Origin of the sequence: Mangrovibacterium lignilyticum (assembly GCF_010882175.1) — a bacterium.
GTDB lineage: Bacteria > Bacteroidota > Bacteroidia > Bacteroidales > Prolixibacteraceae > Mangrovibacterium > Mangrovibacterium lignilyticum.
Map to the genome: position 1 here is coordinate 1,718,902 of NZ_WKLH01000001.1, position 19,448 is coordinate 1,738,349.

Annotated in this window: 10 protein-coding genes; 1 reads left to right on the top strand and 9 read right to left on the bottom strand. The window is 44.7% G+C overall.

Going from position 1 to position 19,448, the window contains the following annotated elements:
• The 6 genes from GJV22_RS06925 to GJV22_RS06950 all read right to left on the bottom strand — a co-directional run bounded on the left by GJV22_RS06925 (position 1) and on the right by GJV22_RS06950 (position 10,966).
• Positions 1-735 (bottom strand): DUF6250 domain-containing protein, encoded by a 735-nt coding sequence (locus GJV22_RS06925; protein WP_163710634.1) that lies wholly within the window; start codon positions 733-735, stop codon positions 1-3.
• A gap of 8 nt (positions 736-743) precedes the next feature.
• On the bottom strand, positions 744-3,479 hold the full coding sequence (locus GJV22_RS06930) for an exo-rhamnogalacturonan lyase family protein (protein WP_163710638.1): 2,736 nt from the start codon (positions 3,477-3,479) through the stop codon (positions 744-746).
• A 65-nt stretch (positions 3,480-3,544) separates the two neighbouring features.
• A complete protein-coding gene (locus tag GJV22_RS06935) occupies positions 3,545-4,828 on the bottom strand; it encodes a TolB-like translocation protein (RefSeq protein WP_163710639.1) in 1,284 nt (427 codons plus the stop codon).
• A gap of 118 nt (positions 4,829-4,946) precedes the next feature.
• Positions 4,947-6,524 carry a RagB/SusD family nutrient uptake outer membrane protein gene (locus GJV22_RS06940; RefSeq protein ID WP_163710644.1) on the bottom strand — a complete coding sequence of 526 codons (1,578 nt, stop codon included), beginning with the start codon at positions 6,522-6,524 and terminating at the stop codon, positions 4,947-4,949.
• A gap of 34 nt (positions 6,525-6,558) precedes the next feature.
• Positions 6,559-9,876, bottom strand: coding sequence for a TonB-dependent receptor (locus GJV22_RS06945; protein WP_163710646.1), 3,318 nt, complete (start codon positions 9,874-9,876; stop codon positions 6,559-6,561).
• Between the two features lie 130 nt (positions 9,877-10,006).
• The gene (locus GJV22_RS06950; RefSeq protein ID WP_163710649.1) at positions 10,007-10,966 is read right to left on the bottom strand and encodes a FecR family protein; all 960 of its coding nucleotides are present in this window, start codon (positions 10,964-10,966) and stop codon (positions 10,007-10,009) included.
• A 160-nt stretch (positions 10,967-11,126) separates the two neighbouring features.
• Between GJV22_RS06950 and GJV22_RS06955 the strand changes: the two genes are divergently transcribed.
• Complete coding sequence (locus tag GJV22_RS06955) at positions 11,127-11,702, top strand: RNA polymerase sigma factor (RefSeq protein WP_163710651.1); 576 nt, start codon at positions 11,127-11,129, stop codon at positions 11,700-11,702.
• Positions 11,703-11,712: 10 nt separating this feature from the next.
• Here the strand turns inward: GJV22_RS06955 and GJV22_RS06960 are convergent, their stop codons facing one another.
• From GJV22_RS06960 to GJV22_RS06970, 3 genes are all read right to left on the bottom strand, one after another.
• The gene (locus tag GJV22_RS06960; RefSeq protein WP_163710654.1) at positions 11,713-15,921 is read right to left on the bottom strand and encodes a hybrid sensor histidine kinase/response regulator transcription factor; all 4,209 of its coding nucleotides are present in this window, start codon (positions 15,919-15,921) and stop codon (positions 11,713-11,715) included.
• A 253-nt stretch (positions 15,922-16,174) separates the two neighbouring features.
• A complete protein-coding gene (locus GJV22_RS06965; RefSeq protein WP_163710657.1) occupies positions 16,175-16,540 on the bottom strand; it encodes a hypothetical protein in 366 nt (121 codons plus the stop codon).
• A 33-nt stretch (positions 16,541-16,573) separates the two neighbouring features.
• Positions 16,574-19,408 (bottom strand): TIM-barrel domain-containing protein, encoded by a 2,835-nt coding sequence (locus GJV22_RS06970; protein ID WP_163710660.1) that lies wholly within the window; start codon positions 19,406-19,408, stop codon positions 16,574-16,576.
• Positions 19,409-19,448 lie beyond the last annotated feature (40 nt).

A 19,448-nucleotide genomic window follows, 5' to 3' on the forward strand; every position in this document is an offset into this window, starting at 1 on the left:
TCAAAGCCTGATGCTATATATGTGTATATCTTCAATTTCCTGTCGGGATTTCACGGTCCGAAAGCCAAAATAACCTTCGGTTAAAGGATCCGGGTCGTCGTAGGTGAAGTATTCTTCGCCATTAACAAATACCTTCGTTGTTCCATTACAAATCACAACTTGCACAAAATAGCTTTGGTTGGGCTGAAGCAAATGCTTCTCGTCGTTTTTCTCCTGAAGCAAGAAACGCTCGCCGGTCCCCATGTATTTGCGGAAGCGCGTTGTCGAATTGTAGTTACCACCGATACCCACATAATATAAACTCAGCGAATCGTATTGTGCAAAAGTACCATCGCGGTTAAACAGACTCTCATTACGCGGATCGGTTGCCATCCAAAAGAAATTGAAATCAGACAGGCGATCATTGGCGCCATCACCCATCACAACTTTGCGGTTAAATTCAATGAGCAGGTTTCCGAAGAGCTTTTGCTTGCACCAAATAGTGGCACCGCTATTCACGTCAATCAACAATTGACCATCCCGGATCTCAACCTTGCTCTCATCCGACAATTTGTTTTCGACCACCCAATCCGAAAGATCTGTGTCAAAATTATCCTGAAAAATCAAGGAGTCCTTCTGATAGTCCCCTTGCCCTGCTAAATCTCCAGATATTACAATCGCCACCACACTCAACAGGATGGTCAACAGCCAAACTCCATTACTCATTCCGTACACTTTCATAATAATTAAATCCATTTTAAATCTTACTCCTCAATCTCCGAATCCGTTTCTTCCGTCTGAGGAATCTCGTCCGGCATCTGTTCACCAGCCAGCTGCAACAACTCTATCGCATTCAAACACCATTGAGCTGTATGATTGGTCGAAACGCCCCGAACCTCCTCAACCGGCGCTAAGCTTTGAATACCATTGAAGGTTTGGGTGTCGAAGCTTGTGCGCCAGCGACCGCGTTGAGATTCGAGGAACATATCCCACGCCCGTTGCGCATACTTGGTGTCGTCCGAGTGACTATACCAATACGCTGACAAGCGACCGTACCACGGACCCGGTTTCCCTAGCTCAGCTTTCACACCCAGTTCTTTTTCTATTTCCTGTTCAGGCGCGGCATAGAGCCGACAAAACTGAAACCACAGCTTGTTCCACTTTTTATCATTGAGCAAATTCGTCAGTTCGTAGGCAACCTCGGGACCGCCCATCAAAACAGACAAATGAGCTGAGCCTACATCTTTGGGATTCAGTTGATATAGCTGGTAAGTTGAAGGATCGTAACCGAAAGCTGCATTCACTCCCGAAAAGAAACCATGAGGCATCTTCGACAAGCTGTTTACTCCTTTCATGATCCGTTCGCGATATTGATTGTCGCCTGTTCGTTCCCAGGCTGTCATCCAGTTGCCAACCAAAGCCAGCCAATCGGGTCCAACACGAACATGTGTCGGATCAGGCCCTTTCTCCAGAATCTGCCGTAACGGATCAAACTCGCCAATGGCCCTGTTCGATGCTTCGACCGATGCCTGCATCAAATCGCCGGTCCGTTCGTCGGTAGTCAGGTAATAATAAAACCGACCCAAAGCCGCCTGCGAAATCCGCACTTCCTTAGCTCCGCATCCCCAGTGACGAACATTATGCCGCGAGCCCAGCCCTTCAAACCGGCCCAAATGGTATACATCTACTTCGCCGGTGTGACGGGTTAACGCCTCTGCCATCCGAAAAATATCTTCCCTACCCGACCGCAGATAACTATACCAAAGCCACATATTGGGCATTAACTCCGTATTGTCCCAGGCAAAGCCACCCACATCGTACATCCACACATGCCGATCCGGATCATAGGCGTGCATGATGTCGCCGTAATCCCAGAAACCATACCAGTGCCGCTGTTCAACTTCCAGCTTGTAGTATGCCAAAGCCTTATCCAGTTGATCTTCCAGCCACGACTTCGCAGCGGTGCTGTGATCCGGTATACTCCAGATACCCAACACCGGAATCTGATGAATATATTCAGGCTGAACGGTCAGCAAAGGCGGATTACTCCCCCGATCGGCAATCTCTTTTAGCAATTCATAAGACGGAACATCCGCTGACGGATGGATAACAAATTCGGTAGTCCTCCCAACACCTGTAGCGAGACTAAACCCGGGCTGAACATCCTCATAGCTGGCAATCAGGTTATGTGGAATTGTATCGTAATGACGCATATCCATGGACTCCGCTTCGGGAGACCACAACCAAAGCCTCATCTCGGCAGTATCGCTTTTAGCATTTCTGATTTCCAATGCAGAGGGGAACGACTGCCAAAAATCGCGCATGCAAACTGCCAGACCTCCGCTCACATCACCAACAAATGCCATTCCCAGGGAACGGTTACCGGCGCCAGCATCAATCCATGCACTTTGGTCGTTCGTGCGCTTTTTTACCCGAAAGCCATCCGCATCCAATTGTGTTAGTTTGAAATCGTTCCACGATGCCAAATGATCAATCAGGAATTGCTGTTTGTCCGAATACTCCTCTTTCGCCAAAAGCCGTTTTCCTTCCAACTGCAGCGCATACCAATCTTTTTCGTCCCCTCTTCCTGAAAACGGATACCTTCCTTTCAGCGGTTGAACAGGCTCGTCCCACAACCGGCCATCATCACCCGCCAAACGAATATGCCGATTATACATCGCCTCGCGTAATGGAACTTCAAAAGTCATCGCTAACCCTCGTATAAAATCAAATTTCTGGTCCCCATCGTAGATGATGGTATGCACAATCCGAACGTCCTGCACTCCTTTATAAAAGTATAGACGCAAGACAAAAGGCAACAAAACCCGGGCTCCTTGCACTGCACAATGCCTCCCTTCAACCTTCAGTACTGCCCGAACCGGCCCGCTCTGCTCTAAAGTAACCTTGTCGATGCGACTTACATATTTTTTACGATCGGGTTGATCGCCAAATTCATTGCCTACGCCATTTTGATTCACACAAAGCAGTTGACCATCGACGGCAACCTTACGTCCATCAACCGTTATCGATTGGATGAACGAACTTCCCGATTTTGGAACCACACACTCTAACTTTCCTGTGTTTATTGAGAAGCCCTGAGCATCCTCAAGCACAAACAACTTGACCGAATCATCCAAATTTTTAGCTATCGGATTCAGTGAGAATATGGAGTCCGAACTGGCAGGAACAACAGCACCAAAGCCCAACCACTTCAAGCTCCCGTCCGGCCAATATGCCAGAGGCCACGACTGCAGTTCGATGGATTGATCATCCCCGGTCATCAAAACGAAGTCATCACCTATATGAACGGTTCCTTCCGGGAAAGGAACTCCCCAACTTACACCAACTAGTGCGGATGGTGGCTTTCTGCCTAACCAACGCAGCTCTACGCCATCTTGTCCCTTTAAACTAATTGGATTGAGGAGATTAATTGACACCGTTGCCAACAGCAACAACAGAACTTTTCGTACAAGCAACCATTCATTCAGTTTGATTAGCATGATTTATTGAATTTCGTAGTAAAATCAAAAATACGGCTTTACATCCGATCAACCCCGTGTCAACTTTATTTCCCCGGGAATAACGGCAATAACAAAACATCGCTGTCTGTGAAACGACTGGAGTTAATTAAAACCCATTTCCCATCGGGACTAACAGACGGGTGCAAATGAGCTTCGCTGGTAAAAGGGCTGACACTTATCCCGCGATGTCCCTGAGTAAGCAACACAACATCATTATTATCTTCTGCATTAATTCGGTACAGTCTTCCATCAAAAGTATCTGACACAATCCATTTCCGATCGGGAGTTGCATTGCAATGCCAGTATCCTCCCTTATTCGTTTGCCCGTGAAAAGTAGGCTCATTAGTGCGAATGTTTAGAGAATACAATCCGGTTTGGTTTGTCTGTAAACGATCCAGATGCCCCATCAAGTGAAAAAGAATATGATCAGGCCCCATAAACACTTCATGCGTTACCCAATCGTTTTCATGTTCATTATAAATCGGCTTATTCGTAACATTCCCGTCTGCATCAACTGTCATGTACCACATCCGTTGTGGTGAATCACCTCCGGTCTCCCAGCAATACATGACTTCGCCGGTTATGAAAGGATTCGACTGCAAATGACCGATCCGAAAAGGAACCTCCAACACCTTGGTGGTTTTACCTGATTCAAAATCGACACAGTAAATTTCAGATTTCTCTTTACCCAAACCCCGCGAAAAGAATACCCGGTTCTCTTTGGCATCAAGCCCCAGGCCGGATGGCCGAATGGAATCGGGAACAACTGCCAGCTCCACTTCGTAATCTTCCGGCTGACCAACCGTCCCTTTATTGCTGTCCGCCAGTAGCTCGTCCAGTTTTAGCTGCACCAAACGATTACCACGGAACAAATAAGCTGAGTTTGTGTGCCACCCCAAGTGCAAATCACTACCTCTATTGCCTGTCGTAATCTGCGTAATTTCAAAACTATCCATCGAGATAGCGTAGGCCTGCCGATCCCGCTTGTCCTTAGTTGACGTCCGGTCGGAGGTAATTACCACATATTTCCCGTCAGCGGTCCATTGCGGATGGGTTTGGTACATTTTTGAGTTATTATGACGAGAAGTTGTCAGTGCGTTAACTTTGGTCCCCGTAACATCGTCGATATAAGTAAAATTCTCGGATGGAAACTGCTGACCAAAAACATCATCCCCAGCCATATCGAAGGTGTGATAAACTCCCGACAAGCTTGAATAATCCTTACCATTAACAACTTGTGCGCGGATATACTGGGAAGAGAACAAGGCTAATACTCCCAATAAAACGGAAACCAAGCCTTGCAAGTTTCTGCTGCCATGATCATCCATATCAGTTTTGTTTAGTGTTTAAGAGTCGTTCATAAAAAAGCCAAGGATCGACTGATTCAATTCCTTACAAAAAAAGAAACAGCCCGAACATAGTTATTCGGGCTGCTATAATTAGTTATTAATATCCAGGATTCTGTTGAAGGTTGGAATTTGCATTGATTGCAGCCTGCGGTATCGGAAATAAGTTCCAATGATCGTCAGATGCTGCATCTTTAAATTCCCAGGCGTCATTGAATTTTCCAAAGCGAATCAAGTCATTCCTGCGTTTCATCTCAAAAACTAACTCCCTGCCTCGTTCTTCGAAAATATCATTCAACGTAACCGAAGCAAGTGTTGAAGCATGACTTCTAGCTCTCACTTGGTTAACCAGCGGCAAAGCCAGATCAAATGATCCTTTACGAGCCAAAGCTTCTGCTTTCATCAGAATTACATCTGCCAAACGGAACCATGCAATATCATTTCCGGCATTACCTCCATTGGTGTTGGGATCAAGCCCCCACTTTATCCATTTAATACCGGCGTTCATCGGTTGGTTGCGTATTCCTGTGGCATTAATAATTACATAAGGAACCGGTCCTTTTGTTGATTCTCCTTCAACATACAGGAAAGAGTTACCATCAGGAACAATTTCTTCCACCATGACCGTCTCTCCGTTACGAGGATCTTTCAATTCACCAGGCATCAGAAATATTCCCATACGATCATCTCCAGCTTCATATAATGCAGGAACGGAAGGACGCGTACCAAAACCATCTTGTGGCGTGTAAGGCAATCCAAACAATCCACCACCAATACCGGGGAGTACTTTTTGCACAATCGGGTGACCGGGACCTCCTGTGACGTCAGGCGTGTAAACACCTGCCCAGATCATTTCGGCATTCTCATCGTTGTTATAAACGAAGTTATCAAAATAGTTATCGAGCAACTGAAATGCTCCCGAGTTGATCACTAAATCAGCATTCGTTATCACATCATCCCATTGTGCGGTTCCTGTATAAACCTCAGCATTTAGATAAATCATTGCTCTCAAACTATAAACAGCTTCTTTTGTCAAACGACCATAATACTCGCTGCCGACATCATTCTGAGAAGGAAGGTCTTCAACAGATTCATCCAATTCGCTAATCACAAAATTGAAAACCTCAGTTCTGGTATTCTGTGTCGGTAAGTTATTCGGATCAACTTTGGGCTCCGTAAAAATGGGTACATTCCCATAGAGATCCATCAGGTAGAAGTAGGCGTAAGCACGCAAAACCCGTAGTTCGGCTTTCGCTCCAACAACATTATCCAAGCCTGATGCATCCAACGAAGAAATCAACGCGTTGGCCTGTCCAACGGTACGGAACAAAGTATTCCAAAAGGTATTAATATACCCATGGCTCGCATCCCATTTATGTTCCGATAACTGTTCTAAATCACTGTTAGCCCACCATCCTTGAATTTTTCCGTGGCAAGCAACCTGATCGGCACAAAGTTCCAGTGCCCGATATTCCTGCCCGAAGGTAGGAATCCCTGCAAAATTCCGATATGCTCCCGACAACGATGAAAGCACCTGAGCATCGTTCGCATAGAAACTATCCGGCGTGTAAATTGAATAGACGTCTTCTTCCAATAAGTCGTCACATGCTGAGAAGACCAGAAGAAAGAACGAGAGTCCGATAATTAATTTCTTATTTATAGATTTTAAAAATTTCATGATCTTAAGTTTTAATAGTTACTCTTCCTTCAATTTAAAATGACAAGCTTGCACCGATCATAAAAATGCGCGGTCTGGGGTAGGACAGATAATCAATACCGAGAGGAGCTGTACCGCCACGATTCGTGTTGGTTCGTACCTCGGGGTCATAACCAGAGTAATCAGTAATTATAAACAGGTTTTGTCCGGTAACATAAACACGTGCTTTAGACATGAATGTTAATCGATCGGTATCAAACGTATAGCCAACGCTCATGTTATCCAATCTTAAGAAACCTGCTTTCTGGATCCAACGAGAAGAGAACTGAGATATTTGATCACGACTGGTTCCTGAATCAAGTGCAGAGCGCAACACATTCACACCGGGAGCAGCATTCACATAGCTAAACTCAGCTTCTGTGTTGTTATAAACATCGTTTCCTACAACACCTCGGAATGAAATTGACATATCAAATTTCTTCCAAAAGAATGAATTGCTGAAACCGTAAGTAAAATCGGGATTTGCCGAGCCGATAACCATTAAGTCGGCAGTACCGTCTCCATCTTCATCCACATAGGTTTCCATTCCATTGGCATCAAGGCCTGTATACTTCCGACCATAGAATGAACCCAATTCGTATCCGGGTTTAATAATCTGGGTAGAACTACCGTTACTCACAACACCCGAAGTTGCGTTCAACAAAATCTGATCTCTTGAGAAGTTCTCATTTGACAAGGTGACCACTTCGTTATTGTTAGTTGAAAAGTTCACACTTGCGTTCCACTGAAAATCAGCCTTTCGAATGATTTTACCCTCCAAGCTCAGCTCAAAACCAGTATTGTCAACTTCGCCAACATTTGCCCACTGGGTGGCAACTACAGAAGGCGACGCTGTGGAGAATTCCAATAACAAATCGGTCGTGTGTTTTTTGTAATAATCGAGTGAACCGGTTACACGCTGATCCCAAAATCCAAAATCAACACCTACGTTTGCCTGACTGGTTGTTTCCCATTTCAAATCAGGATTGGGATAATTACTCGGGAGCACACTAGGAATAGCAGTGCCTCCAAGAACATACACATTAGACCCGGAGATCGATAACTGCTCGCGGAACAAATCATTCGGAATCTCCTGATTACCGGTAACACCATACCCCACACGAACTTTCATGTTACTGATTTTTGAACTATTGAAAAATGGTTCGTCTGATAGTTTCCAGGCAAAGGCACCGGAAGGGAAAATACCGTATTGATTGTTTCCTCCAAAACGGCTGGAACCGTCACGCCTTATGGTCGCAGTAATCAAATAACGATCTGAAAGTTTCAGGTTCACCCTTGCATACTGAGATGCCAACCGGTTAGCTGATTTATATGACGTATTGGAAACCAAACTCCCCGACTGCATCAGATTCCATTGAACTGAAGTCGAAACAAATTGGTTAGCCGATGTAAATGTATTTTCGGTGACAAAACGCTGGAATGAAGAACCTACCAACGCAGTAATACTGCTGTTATCGCCAAATTCTTTATTATAAGTCAGGTTCGCTTCAATTAACGAGCTGTTATTTTGCATCTTACTGATTGAAGCACGGCCTCCTTCAGCTTCTCCGATCGGGTGGTCAGAAGGGACCGAGGTATAACGGTTAACTGCCTCGTCATTGTGCCCGAGGTTCACCGACACTTTTAAGTCCTTGTAAATATTATACGAAATATTCACGTTGCCCAAAAACATGTTGGTTTTACGTTCATCCGTAATGTCAGTAGCCCATGATAGCGGATTGACACGCAATTCACCAATTTGGTAGTAACTGCCATCTTCATTATAAACCGGCAAGGTTGGTGCCCAGCGGATGGCGTCTTTCAGAATGTTCCCGCCTTCATTACCAATATTTGATGAAATAGGTACAATATCATCCAAAATCTTTCCATAGGTCATGTTCAGCGCAATCTTCAACTTCCCGTCTATAGCACTATGGTTAGCATTTAAACGAGCTGTGTACTTCTGAATTTTGGAGGCCTCAATAATACCTTCCTGCGAATTATAGCCAAAAGACGCCCGATAGCTGGTGTTAGTAGTACCTCCGCCAAATGAAACATTGTGATTTTGGCTCAACGCAGCACGGAAAATAACATCCTGCCAATCTGTACTTGCGCCCAAATCGGGGTAAGACAGACTATTGGATTCAGCATAGTTCCGGTATTCATCAGCAGTCAAAACATCTAACTTCTTACGCACGGTAGAAATACCTACATAAGTATCGTAAGTTACCGACTCACCAAATGATTTACTTTTTGTTGTAATAATGATAACCCCATTGGCTCCCCGAGAACCATAAATAGCTGTTGCAGAAGCGTCCTTCAAAATCTCAATGGATTCAATATCGGAAGGGTTAATGGCATTTAACGGGTTCGTACCTTCGGAAGAGAATGGAGAAGTAGAGCTTTCCCCTGATACATTAACATATTTGTTGGCTGAGCTAAACTGAAGCGGTACACCGTCGACAACATAAAGCGGATCGTTACCGGCTGATACAGAACTGGAACCACGAATGCGAACCGTAGAAGCAGCTCCCGGTTGACCACTGTTTTGAATGATGTTAACACCTGCCACTTTACCTTGCATCAATTGTTCCGGAGCCATGGAAATACCGAGGTTAAAATCGTCGGCTCCAATTGATGAAATGGAACCAGTTACATCGGCCCGCCGAACAGTACCGTAACCAATAGCAACAACTTCCTCCAATCCAATCGTTTCTTCTTCTAAAACAACATCTACTGTTTTTCTCCCATTCAGTGGAATTTCCTGCACTTTCATTCCCACAAACGAGAATACTAATATCGACTCTGACGGCACTTCCGCTAAATTATAGTTTCCATCAGCATCAGTAATTGTACCGTTAGAGGTCCCCTTTATAACCACAGTCACTCCGGGAAGCAATTCTCCCTGCGCACTTTTCACCTGTCCCTTTACCGTTAGAGATTGCTGAGCACTCCGCTGCAATTCTCCGTCATTTTCGATAAATAAAGCAACCTGACGGCCCGCGATTCTATAATTAATAGCTGTTCCTTCCAAAACTTGAGCAAGAACCGTTTCAATATCCTCATTCTGACTATTAACTGTCACTTTTTGATGGGTATCCACAGTACCGGAATAGAAAAAGCGATACTGACTTTGATCCTCGATTTTTCGTAACACCTGATCAATCGATTCATTTTGTGCTAAGACAGAGAGCTTAGTGGTTTGAGAATAAGTCTCTGAAGCAACTGCCGTAAAAACAGACAGGCATATCAACAAGACACTTAACTTCATAGTAATTAGAAATTTGATGAAGAAAACACCCAAAGGAGTAACCTTCAATTCGTTTTTTTTCATAAGTTTGAATTGTTAGATTAATAATTTGCCGAAATTATTGACTATTAGGTGGGGAAGTTGGAAGCTTTCCCACTTTTCAGTTTAGTTTAGGTTTGCGTTCTATCTCATAGGCAAAATATATTTTTTTGAATTAGTGCTTTCGTAGGACTAGTTTGCGCGTCTCTTTGTTAAAAGAGTATTCAATCGGCATGGTAACTTGCATGAGATCCAGCACTTCCGTCAGCGACTCGTACTCAATATTCGCAGTCATCCTCCTGCCTAACAACGAACTATCAGCTATTTCAATGTCAACATTATACCACCGCTCCAACTTGACGGCGACCTTGTCTAACTCTTCGTCTTGAAACACTAACTGGTGTTTCCGCCAAAGAGAATATGTTGGTGCATCTACTTTCTTTAGGCTTACAAATTGAGAACTCGTATCAACAACTGCCTGAAAACCCGGAGTCAAAATTTTTTCGTCCTTACCGGTAACTATTGATACTTTCCCACGGTCCAGGGTGACGACTGGAAGCTCATTGTCGTAATTAAAAACATTGAAGGCCGTGCCTAAAACTTTAATATTGCAACTACCTGCATCAACAATAAAAGGTGTTTTACTTTTCGTCACATCAAAATAGGCTTCCCCATGGAGCTCAACCCGCCTTGTATTGCCACTAAATTCATCAGGGTAAGCAAGCGAGGATCCTGAATTTAGCCACACTTGTGTTCCGTCGGGCAATTTAAAAGTGGTTTGAGCTGCCAGCGGTGTTGAAATTGTTTTTGTAGTAATTGAATCAGTCGATAACAGCTGTAGTAAAAAAGCAATCATAAGCGGAACAAACAAAACTGCTGCCCCCCGCGTCAGAATATGAATAATCCTTCTTTTTCCAAATCCCTTCGACTCAATCTTATTTATGTGGTAGTGAATACGGTATAAAGCGGACCTCAAATCGGGACTCTCTTCATTCAGCTCCAAACCAACCCAGTCCTCCAACATATCCTGCTCCAGTTCTTCTTTTTTATCAGGATCCTGAAACTGATCAACCAACTGGTCAAGTTCCTTCTCATCGCAGGTATTATTCAGGTAATTTTTTAAAAATAAATTCATTCGGTGTTCCTTTCACTTCAGGTAAACGCACAACACCCTAACTACCCCTGCTCAATCCTAAAAAAAATAGGAACAAGCTAAAAAATAAGAAACAGCCAGAGATCTTATCTTCAACCAAAACTATTTTATAATTTTAAGGCTCACTACTACTTAATTCTCCATGACTGAAACAAACCTGGCAAACCGTTTAAAGTCCAATGACAAAGAGGCAATTAATTTGCTTTACAATCAGTACAGCAAACGGCTCTATCAGTTTATTTACCGCTACTTAAAAACTGAAGCTGATACGCTGGATCTCATACAGGAGGTTTTCATCAAATTATGGAGTAACCGTAGCCGACTGCAAAATGACTCAAACCTTGAGTCCTATCTATTTACAATCGCCAAAAACTCCATCATCTCAACTTTTCGTAAAAAAATTAGCGAGAAAGACTACTTCGATTACATCAAGCACAAGGCGGTCAACACAAACTCTTTAGCGACTGAAAAGCAAGTAGACTTTGACCTACTGTCGGATGAGATTGATAAACTAATCGATCAGTTGCCCAAACAACGGCAGCTGATTTTCAAACTAAGTAAAGAAAAAGGCTATTCGAATAAAATGATTGCAGAACAACTGAAGATTTCAATCAAAACAGTCGAAGACCACATCACTAAAGCCCGGAAATTTATCCGCGAAAATTTACAGGAATATGGCTTACTAGCCCTACTGTTTTTAGAACTTTTCGCCTACTAAAAACCAACGATTACAATTCCTGATCAAAACCGGTGCTGGCTTTCCGGTGATTGGCAATGTACTCCGATGGTAGCTCGTTATAATACTCTTTAAAATAGCGGGTGAAATACCGCGGACTATTGAAACCAACCTGATAAGCAACTTCTGAAACTGACAGCTGGCTGTTGGCCAATAAATCGGACGCCCGCTTCAACCGAATAATCCGAATGAATTCCACCGGTGATTTTTTGGTTAACGCCAAAAGTTTCTTGTACAAACTGACCCGGCTCATACCAACTTCACGGCTTAAATCCTCAACCGAAAAGTCGGAATTCGAGATATTCTGTTCAACCACTTGCAACGCTTTTTTGATAAACTTCTCATCCAAGGATTTAACTTCAATCTTCTCCGGATTAATGCCAATCATTGTTTGGTAGGTTTGTCGCAATTGTTCCCGGTTATTAATCAGGTTTTCAATCCGTGATTCAAGGATTCTGAAATCGAACGGCTTGGAAATATAATCATCGGCTCCTGATTCCAACCCTTCCAGGGTATCTTCAGTTTCGACCTTAGCAGTGAGCAAGATCATCGGTAAATGGGAAGTCCGACCGTCGCCTTTAATTTTTTTACAAAGCTCGGTTCCGCTTAAAACCGGCATCATCACGTCACTTACAACCAGATCCGGTAAATGCTTCAAACACATTTCCCAGCCCAGCTGCCCGTTTTGAGCCTCAAAAACATTGTAATGTTCGCGCAAATTGTCCTTCAGATAGAAACGGAAATCGTCATTATCCTCTACCAACAAAATGGTTTTTTTCGAAGAATCGTAAACCGGATCTTTGATTTCATTCTGAACAGTCTCCTCAAAGAACTTCATTCCCTCGCGTTCATCCTGTTCTTTATTGATAAGTTCCACTTCTTCATCAGTAAAAAACTGCACCGGAACACGGACGATAAACTGGCTCCCTTTTCCTACAACACTGACAACTTTGATCGTTCCCTCCAAAATACTGACATATTCGCTCACCATCGATAAGCCGATACCACTTCCCTGATTAACGATCGAGTTCGGCATATCATCTTGGTAAAACCGATCGAAAATCTTCGTCTGTTTTTCTTCAGGAATCCCAATTCCGCTGTCTTCAACGGCCAGTTGAAACCATACGTGCGGTTGCGAATTCTTCACAAACTGCTCATCTCCCAAATCCACAACTAAGCGAATGCGACCTCTTTCCGGGGTAAATTTGAACGCATTCGAAATCAGGTTAGATATAATTTTATAGGTTTTATCCTGATCGAAAAAGGTGAAAAATGACTTTCGATTCACCTCCACGTCAAACGCAACCTTCTTATTATCAGCCATATCCTGAAACGAAATTCCCAAATCGGAAACAAACGCGGCCAAATCGCCCCAGGAGTGCTTTGCTTCGAGTTTCTGAAATTCCATTTTCCGGAAATCCAGCAACTGGTTAACCATTGCCAGTAGCCTTCTCGACTGACGATGAATGAAAATCAACTGGTTCCGGTTTTTAGGATCTTCGACTTTAAAGATCAGTCTCTCCAACGGAGACATAATCAAGGTTAACGGAGTACGAAACTCATGGCTAATATTGGTAAAAAATTTTGTTTTCAGATTGTCTAATTGCTGAATGCGTTCAGCTTCCCTGTGTTCCTGCTCTGCTTCAAATTTCAGGCGTTGCCGTTCAAGCATAAACCGCCGGGTGAAAAACAGGATGGTAATGACGATGACCAAGTAGCAGATCATGGCCCAGCTACTTTTCCAAAAAGGCGGCAGAATAGTTATCCGAAGCGGCTGCTGCAATTCGTTCCAATGAGCGCCATCTGTGCTCACGCGAACATGAAAATAATAGTCGTCGGCATTCAGGTTTGTAAAGGTGGCCTCCGCATTTTTCGAATCGGCATTCAGCCAGTTGTTGTTAAATCCTTCCAACCGGTACTGAAACATATTCTTCTCCGGATGAAAGAAATTCAGCGCTGCAAAGCCAACAGAAAAAACATTCTCGTTGTACTTCAGGGTGATTGCTTTCTGGCGATTGAGTGTTTCGTCTAAAATTACACGATTTCGAAGTGGCACACCTACTTTGACTTCCTGGTTAAAAATCTTCAGATTCGTCAGGATGACCTTATTATCGGGATTTACTTTCTGAATTTGTTCGGGAATAAATAAATTGAAGCCGTTACCCCCCCCAAAGATCAGCTCGCCGCGTTTTGTCCGGTAGGTCGCTTTCTCGTTAAATTCCTTGCCTTGCAGTCCATCCATCACATCGTAGTTGACCACCTCGATGCTGATCTCGTCAATGTCATGAGCTTCGCCACTTTCGATCACGGTCACTTTTGAAATGCCGTGCGTAGTCGACACCCAAAGATTCCCTTCCTGATCTTCCTGCAAGGTCTTAATGTTGCTGTCTTCCAGCCCGTCTTTCTCGGTAAATACCCGAAATTCTTCCGTACGCTTGTCAAATACATTGAGCCCTTCGGTTGTAGCAATCCACAAAAATCCCCGGGAATCTTCATGTAAATCAACCGCATTTTTGTCACTCAAACGTCCCGGAACACCGGGCTCCGGCGCAAAATGATAAAATCGCCGGGTATCCAGGCTGAAGCGGTCAATTCCGTCGGATGTACCAATCCACAGGTTATTGTCGGAGTCTTCAATGATCGACATGATAAAATCGGCGCCCACCGAGTTCACATCCCCGTAGCGGTAATGATAAAACATATCCTGATCCCGATCATACAAATTCAGCCCACCGGTCAACGTACCAATCCAAAGGTTACGCCGCGAATCTTCATAAATCTCCCAGATCCGGTTATCCGAAATGGTTTTTGCATCGTTTGGATTGTGTTTATGATGGTGAAAAACTTTTCCGTCGAATCGATCCAGACCGCCAAAATAAGTACCAATCCAAAGCTGATTGTTCCGATCGTAGTGGAGGGTAACAATAACATTCGCACTCAAACTGTTCCGATCATCCGGATCGTTCCGGTAAGTTTTAAATGTCTTTGCTTTCCGGTTGAAATAAATCAAGCCTCCGCCATTCGTTCCAATCCAAAGGTTGCCCTTGTCATCTTCAACAAAACAGTTCACATCGTCGTAGGGCAGGCTATTCGGAACTGAAGGCAAATAATTGTAGTGTTCGAATTGCACCAGGTTGGGATGAAAATAGCTGACCCCTTTCTTATACGTTCCGGCCCAGATAATACCTTCATCATCGCGGTAGATGATGTTCACACTATTTTGACAAAGACTGAAACGATCGTCGCGGTTAGACACCAGCGAGACGATCTCCCCATTCTTTTTATCAAGCACATTGATACCCCCGTGATCCGAGGCAATCCAGATTAAACCATTCTTTTCCTCAACAATCGACGAAACCATATTCATGTTCAGACGCAAGTCCCCTGATGAGTCGGTGTAATGCCTGATGCTTCCATCGGCCGCTTTAATTTGAAAAGCACCAAAAGGTTGCCCGGCCGCCCAGACCCACAGGTCATCATCACTGTCGACATAGATGTTGCAGCCCGAATTTTCGGTCGGCGGCTCTTCGAACAACGAAAATGATGTTAGAACCTGCTTGCTTTCCGGGTCTATTTTGAATACATCAAAATGACGCGAAACGACCAACAGCTGGTTTTTCGAATCGAAAGCGACGGCGTCGAGGAAATCATCATCAGCAATTGCGAACCCACCGGTTCCCAACATAATCGAATCTGCTTTTCCCGTTTGGTGATCGTAAAAATAAAGCCCTTTCGAAGGGTTGACAAACCACGTTCGCTTTTCCCGGTCGGCGGCAATTGTTTGCACGTTGACCAGGGGGATATTGCTATCGCTGTAACGGGCTGGTAAGGGTGAAAAAGAATCTTCACCCGGGTCGAAGATCACAAAATCATTGATCGACTTTAGCCAAATGCGCTGATCATAGTCTTCAAATAAAAAATCGATTGAGTTGAAAGGGATCGTTGCTTTATCGAACGAATCGTGGGTATAGATCTTAAAGTTGGTGCCGTCGAACCGGTTCAGGCCCCGTGCGGTGCCAAACCAAACAAAGCCCTGACTATCCTTCAATATAACCTTTACCTGGTTATTCGAGAGGCCTTCGTTAATCGACAGGTGCATAAACTTGTACCGACTTTGCTCTGCGGCTTCAGTGGCCCATACCTGCAGCACACACTGAAACACCAAAATAAAAAGGCTTAAGGTTTTTAGTCGCTTATTCATCGGATTTGATTGGTCTATTCAAAGATAACAATTAAGCTGAAAACAAGTGTTCCGGTACCCGTCTTTGCGTCACCGGTCACACCAAACCGGCATCCACCAACGGAAGCGCTGACGCCGGGCCTGCGTCCGGCCTTCCCGCAGTGCTGGCTGTCTGATTCGGATATAGGAACTATATCTTCAGATATGCCAGCAATATCCTTAGATATAACAGTTATATCCTTAGGTAGCGCAGCTCTGTCTTCGGATATACGGTCTATATCCCTGGCAAAGCACCGCTTTCTTTGGATACGGGAACCATATCCCTGGATATATCCTCCCTGTCTTTGGATATAAGTTCTATATCCTTAGTCAGAACACCTGTATCCTTGGATATAGAAACCATATCCTTGGATATAGCACCTATATCTAAGGATATGGCAGTGATATCCCCGGACAAAGTATCGCCGTCTTTGGATATCTGAACGATCTCCCCGGACAAAGCAACCCTGCCTTTGGATATGAGTTCTGTCTCGCCGGACAAAGCGACGATGCATTCAGGTAGGCTGTTGATATCCTCAGCGCGTGCGGGTGGAATGGCGATATGCCCGATAGATACCCGGCATAAAAAAAGGGAGACCACGCTCCCTTCTTTTAATTCCAGTCGTTTAAAACGCTACAATTGGACACTAACTTCGTCTCCGCTGTATTGAATTTCGTGGCTCACTGCCGACTCGTCGAGCATGCCCACCGGGCTGTCGGGCGAAACAACAATGACCCGGAAGATCCGGTTTGTAACCATTCCCGGGAATTCGCCCTTGCGCGCTTGAATCGTTATTTTTTTATCTGCCTCGCTGTAGTTGAATTGAATGGTACTGAAAGCACCTTTCTCGTAATTGTAGTTGGTGTTTTCGTCCTCGTACAATTCAAAGCTGGCATCTTTTCCGGCATAAACATACAAATCGATTGGGGCATCCGGTTTCTCGGAGGCATATTCAATCTCGGGGCCAACCGGAACGATTGAACCTTCGCGAACAAACAACGGCATACGCTCGTAAGGTGCATCTACATTTTGTTTTTGTCCGCCGGCAACGTATTTCCCGTTATACAAATTGTACCATCCGCCATTGTTTGGGAAGTACACGTCGCGCTGGCGCTCCTGGTAATTATACACCGGGCACACCATCAACGACGGGCCAAACAGGTATTGATCGTCAATATTCAGCACCCGTTTATCTGATGCAAAATCCATAGCCAGACCACGCATCATGGTGTAATCGTGATGATACACAGCACCCGTCAAACTATAAATGTAGGGCATCAAACGGTAGCGCAGTTTGTCGTAATACAACATCGATTTATAAGCCGGATCGTTTTCGGGCGCCAGGTTATAAATCTCGCGATAAGGATACTGTCCGTGAACACGGAACAAAGGAACGAAAGCACCAAACTGGTACCAGCGGGTATTCAGCTCGCGCCATTCGGCCATTTCCTCCGAACCTTCCTTGGCGTTCTCAAATTTCTTTTGCACACTGAAACCACCAACGTCCATCGTCCAGTAGGGCAAGCCTGACATGGAAAAGTTAATTCCGGCCGGAATCTGTGCTTTCATATCTTCCCAACACGTACCAATGTCACCGCTCCAGGTGGTTGTACCATAGCGCTGCATACCTGCAAAACCGGACCGGGTGAGGATAAACACGCGATCAACCGGATTCCTGGCACGTTGTCCTTCGTAAATCCCTTTCGCGTTCATCAATGCAAAGGCATTAAAATATTGGGTTGAAGACCCGAGAGCCGTTGGGTTCATCAGTTTTTTGCGATACGCTACACTGGCATTCGACTGAATATCCGGTTCTGTTGCATCCAACCACCAGGCATCGATACCTTTTGAGTACAGCTTTTCGTCAATTTGTTTCCAGAACAACTGACGGGCACCCGCCGAATAGGCATCGTAGAATGATCCCAAATGTCCCGGATAAATCCAGTCGAGAAGACTATCCTTGATCGCCTGTTGGTAAATCCAGCCGTTTTTATCAAACTCTTTGTAATGTTCTGTATTCGGGTAAAACTTCGGCCATACCGAAATCATGATATGGGCATTGTTATCGTGTACGGTCTTGATCATCGCTTCCGGATCGGTGAAACGGGCGGGATCGAAGTCGTGGCTGCCCCACTGATCCACTTTCCAGTACGACCAGTCCATGACGATATTATCGATCGGAATGTGACGTTTGCGGAATTCTTTCAAAGCCCCTTCCAGTTCGTCCTGTGTTTTGTAACGCTCGCGACTTTGCCAGAAGCCCATGGCCCATTTCGGCATCACCTGTGCTTTTCCGGTCAACTCGCGGTAACGGCTGATCACATCGTCCATCGAATTTCCCTTCATGAAGTAGTAGTCGATTTGATCGCCCATTTCAGAGAAGAACGAGATATTCTTTTGTTCCTGCGGATCAACCGGCGACAAAGCCTTCAGTCCAATGTACGACACTCCGCCGTCAGGAATCCAGTCTAACTTCACATGGTAACGTTGCCCGGCTTTCATATCAACCTGAAATTTGCCAACCGACGGGTTCCAGGATGTGCGCCATTTGTCAACCACCAGCTGACCATCAACATACATTTTGGTATAACCCGCATAATACAACAGGAAGTTGAACAAGCCGCTTTCTTTCGATTCAATTTCACCCTCCCAGGTAATTTGAGCATGATCGAAACTGAACCCTTCCGGGAAATTATTGATGGTCTCCAAATTTTCGTAATCGATAGTTGGCTCCTGACGTTCTACAAAGACATGTCCTTTCCGCGAATCGTCGATATAAGTCGCCGTTAAACCACCTTCTTTTCCATCGGTTCCGTATTGCGTAAACTGATCCATCTGCCCGTAAGGACGAGGATCGCCAAAACGGGAAAAGGAATAGTTATCCCACAGAATTCCGTAATTTTTGGTCGACATGACAAAAGGAACAGACACTTTGGTATTGTATTGAAACAACTCTTCGTTTTTGCCTTTGTAGTTCATCTCATCGGCTTGGTGCTGGCCCAATCCGTAGAGGGCTTCGTCGTCGGGCGAATTAAAAATTTGCTGCAACGTGAAGGCTTTCACCCCGTCAACTTCCATGGGTTCGATGATTGTTCCGTTTTCCTGCCCGGCCAATATTTCATTGCCATCCTGATCGAAGAAACGGACCAGTCCGGTTTCCTTCGTCACTTCGACTTTTGTTTTCGCCGTTGCTACGACTACCATCTCGTTGGTTTCGCTGACCTCAAATTCAACTTGAGTATCTAACGGTATAGCAATAAGGCTTTCACTTTTATCGAACGTGCCATTGGCTGACGCCGACACCCGAATAATTTCCTCATCAACGGGCGTTATGCGCACCGCAGACGCTCCATTGGCTCCGGGTTGCGCCACAGAAACAACAACACTGTTTCCAATTTGCTCCCAGCTTCGCTTGGTACACGATACGCTTGCCAAAGCAATCAGTACAATTACAAGTATTTTTTTCATTCAATCAATGTTTAAGGGTGAGGAGTATCTTCGACCAACC

Bases quoted from the DNA above. Each gene is read 5' to 3' on its own strand.
- GJV22_RS06930 (WP_163710638.1), bottom strand. From the start codon at position 3,479: ATGCTAATCAAACTGAATGAATGGTTGCTTGTACGAAAAGTTCTGTTG.
- GJV22_RS06960 (WP_163710654.1), bottom strand. From the start codon at position 15,921: ATGAATAAGCGACTAAAAACCTTAAGCCTTTTTATTTTGGTGTTTCAG.
- GJV22_RS06950 (WP_163710649.1), bottom strand. From the start codon at position 10,966: ATGAATTTATTTTTAAAAAATTACCTGAATAATACCTGCGATGAGAAG.
- GJV22_RS06935 (WP_163710639.1), bottom strand. From the start codon at position 4,828: ATGGATGATCATGGCAGCAGAAACTTGCAAGGCTTGGTTTCCGTTTTA.
- GJV22_RS06945 (WP_163710646.1), bottom strand. From the start codon at position 9,876: ATGAAAAAAAACGAATTGAAGGTTACTCCTTTGGGTGTTTTCTTCATC.
- GJV22_RS06925 (WP_163710634.1), bottom strand. From the start codon at position 735: ATGGATTTAATTATTATGAAAGTGTACGGAATGAGTAATGGAGTTTGG.
- GJV22_RS06955 (WP_163710651.1), top strand. From the start codon at position 11,127: ATGACTGAAACAAACCTGGCAAACCGTTTAAAGTCCAATGACAAAGAG.
- GJV22_RS06940 (WP_163710644.1), bottom strand. From the start codon at position 6,524: ATGAAATTTTTAAAATCTATAAATAAGAAATTAATTATCGGACTCTCG.
- GJV22_RS06970 (WP_163710660.1), bottom strand. From the start codon at position 19,408: ATGAAAAAAATACTTGTAATTGTACTGATTGCTTTGGCAAGCGTATCG.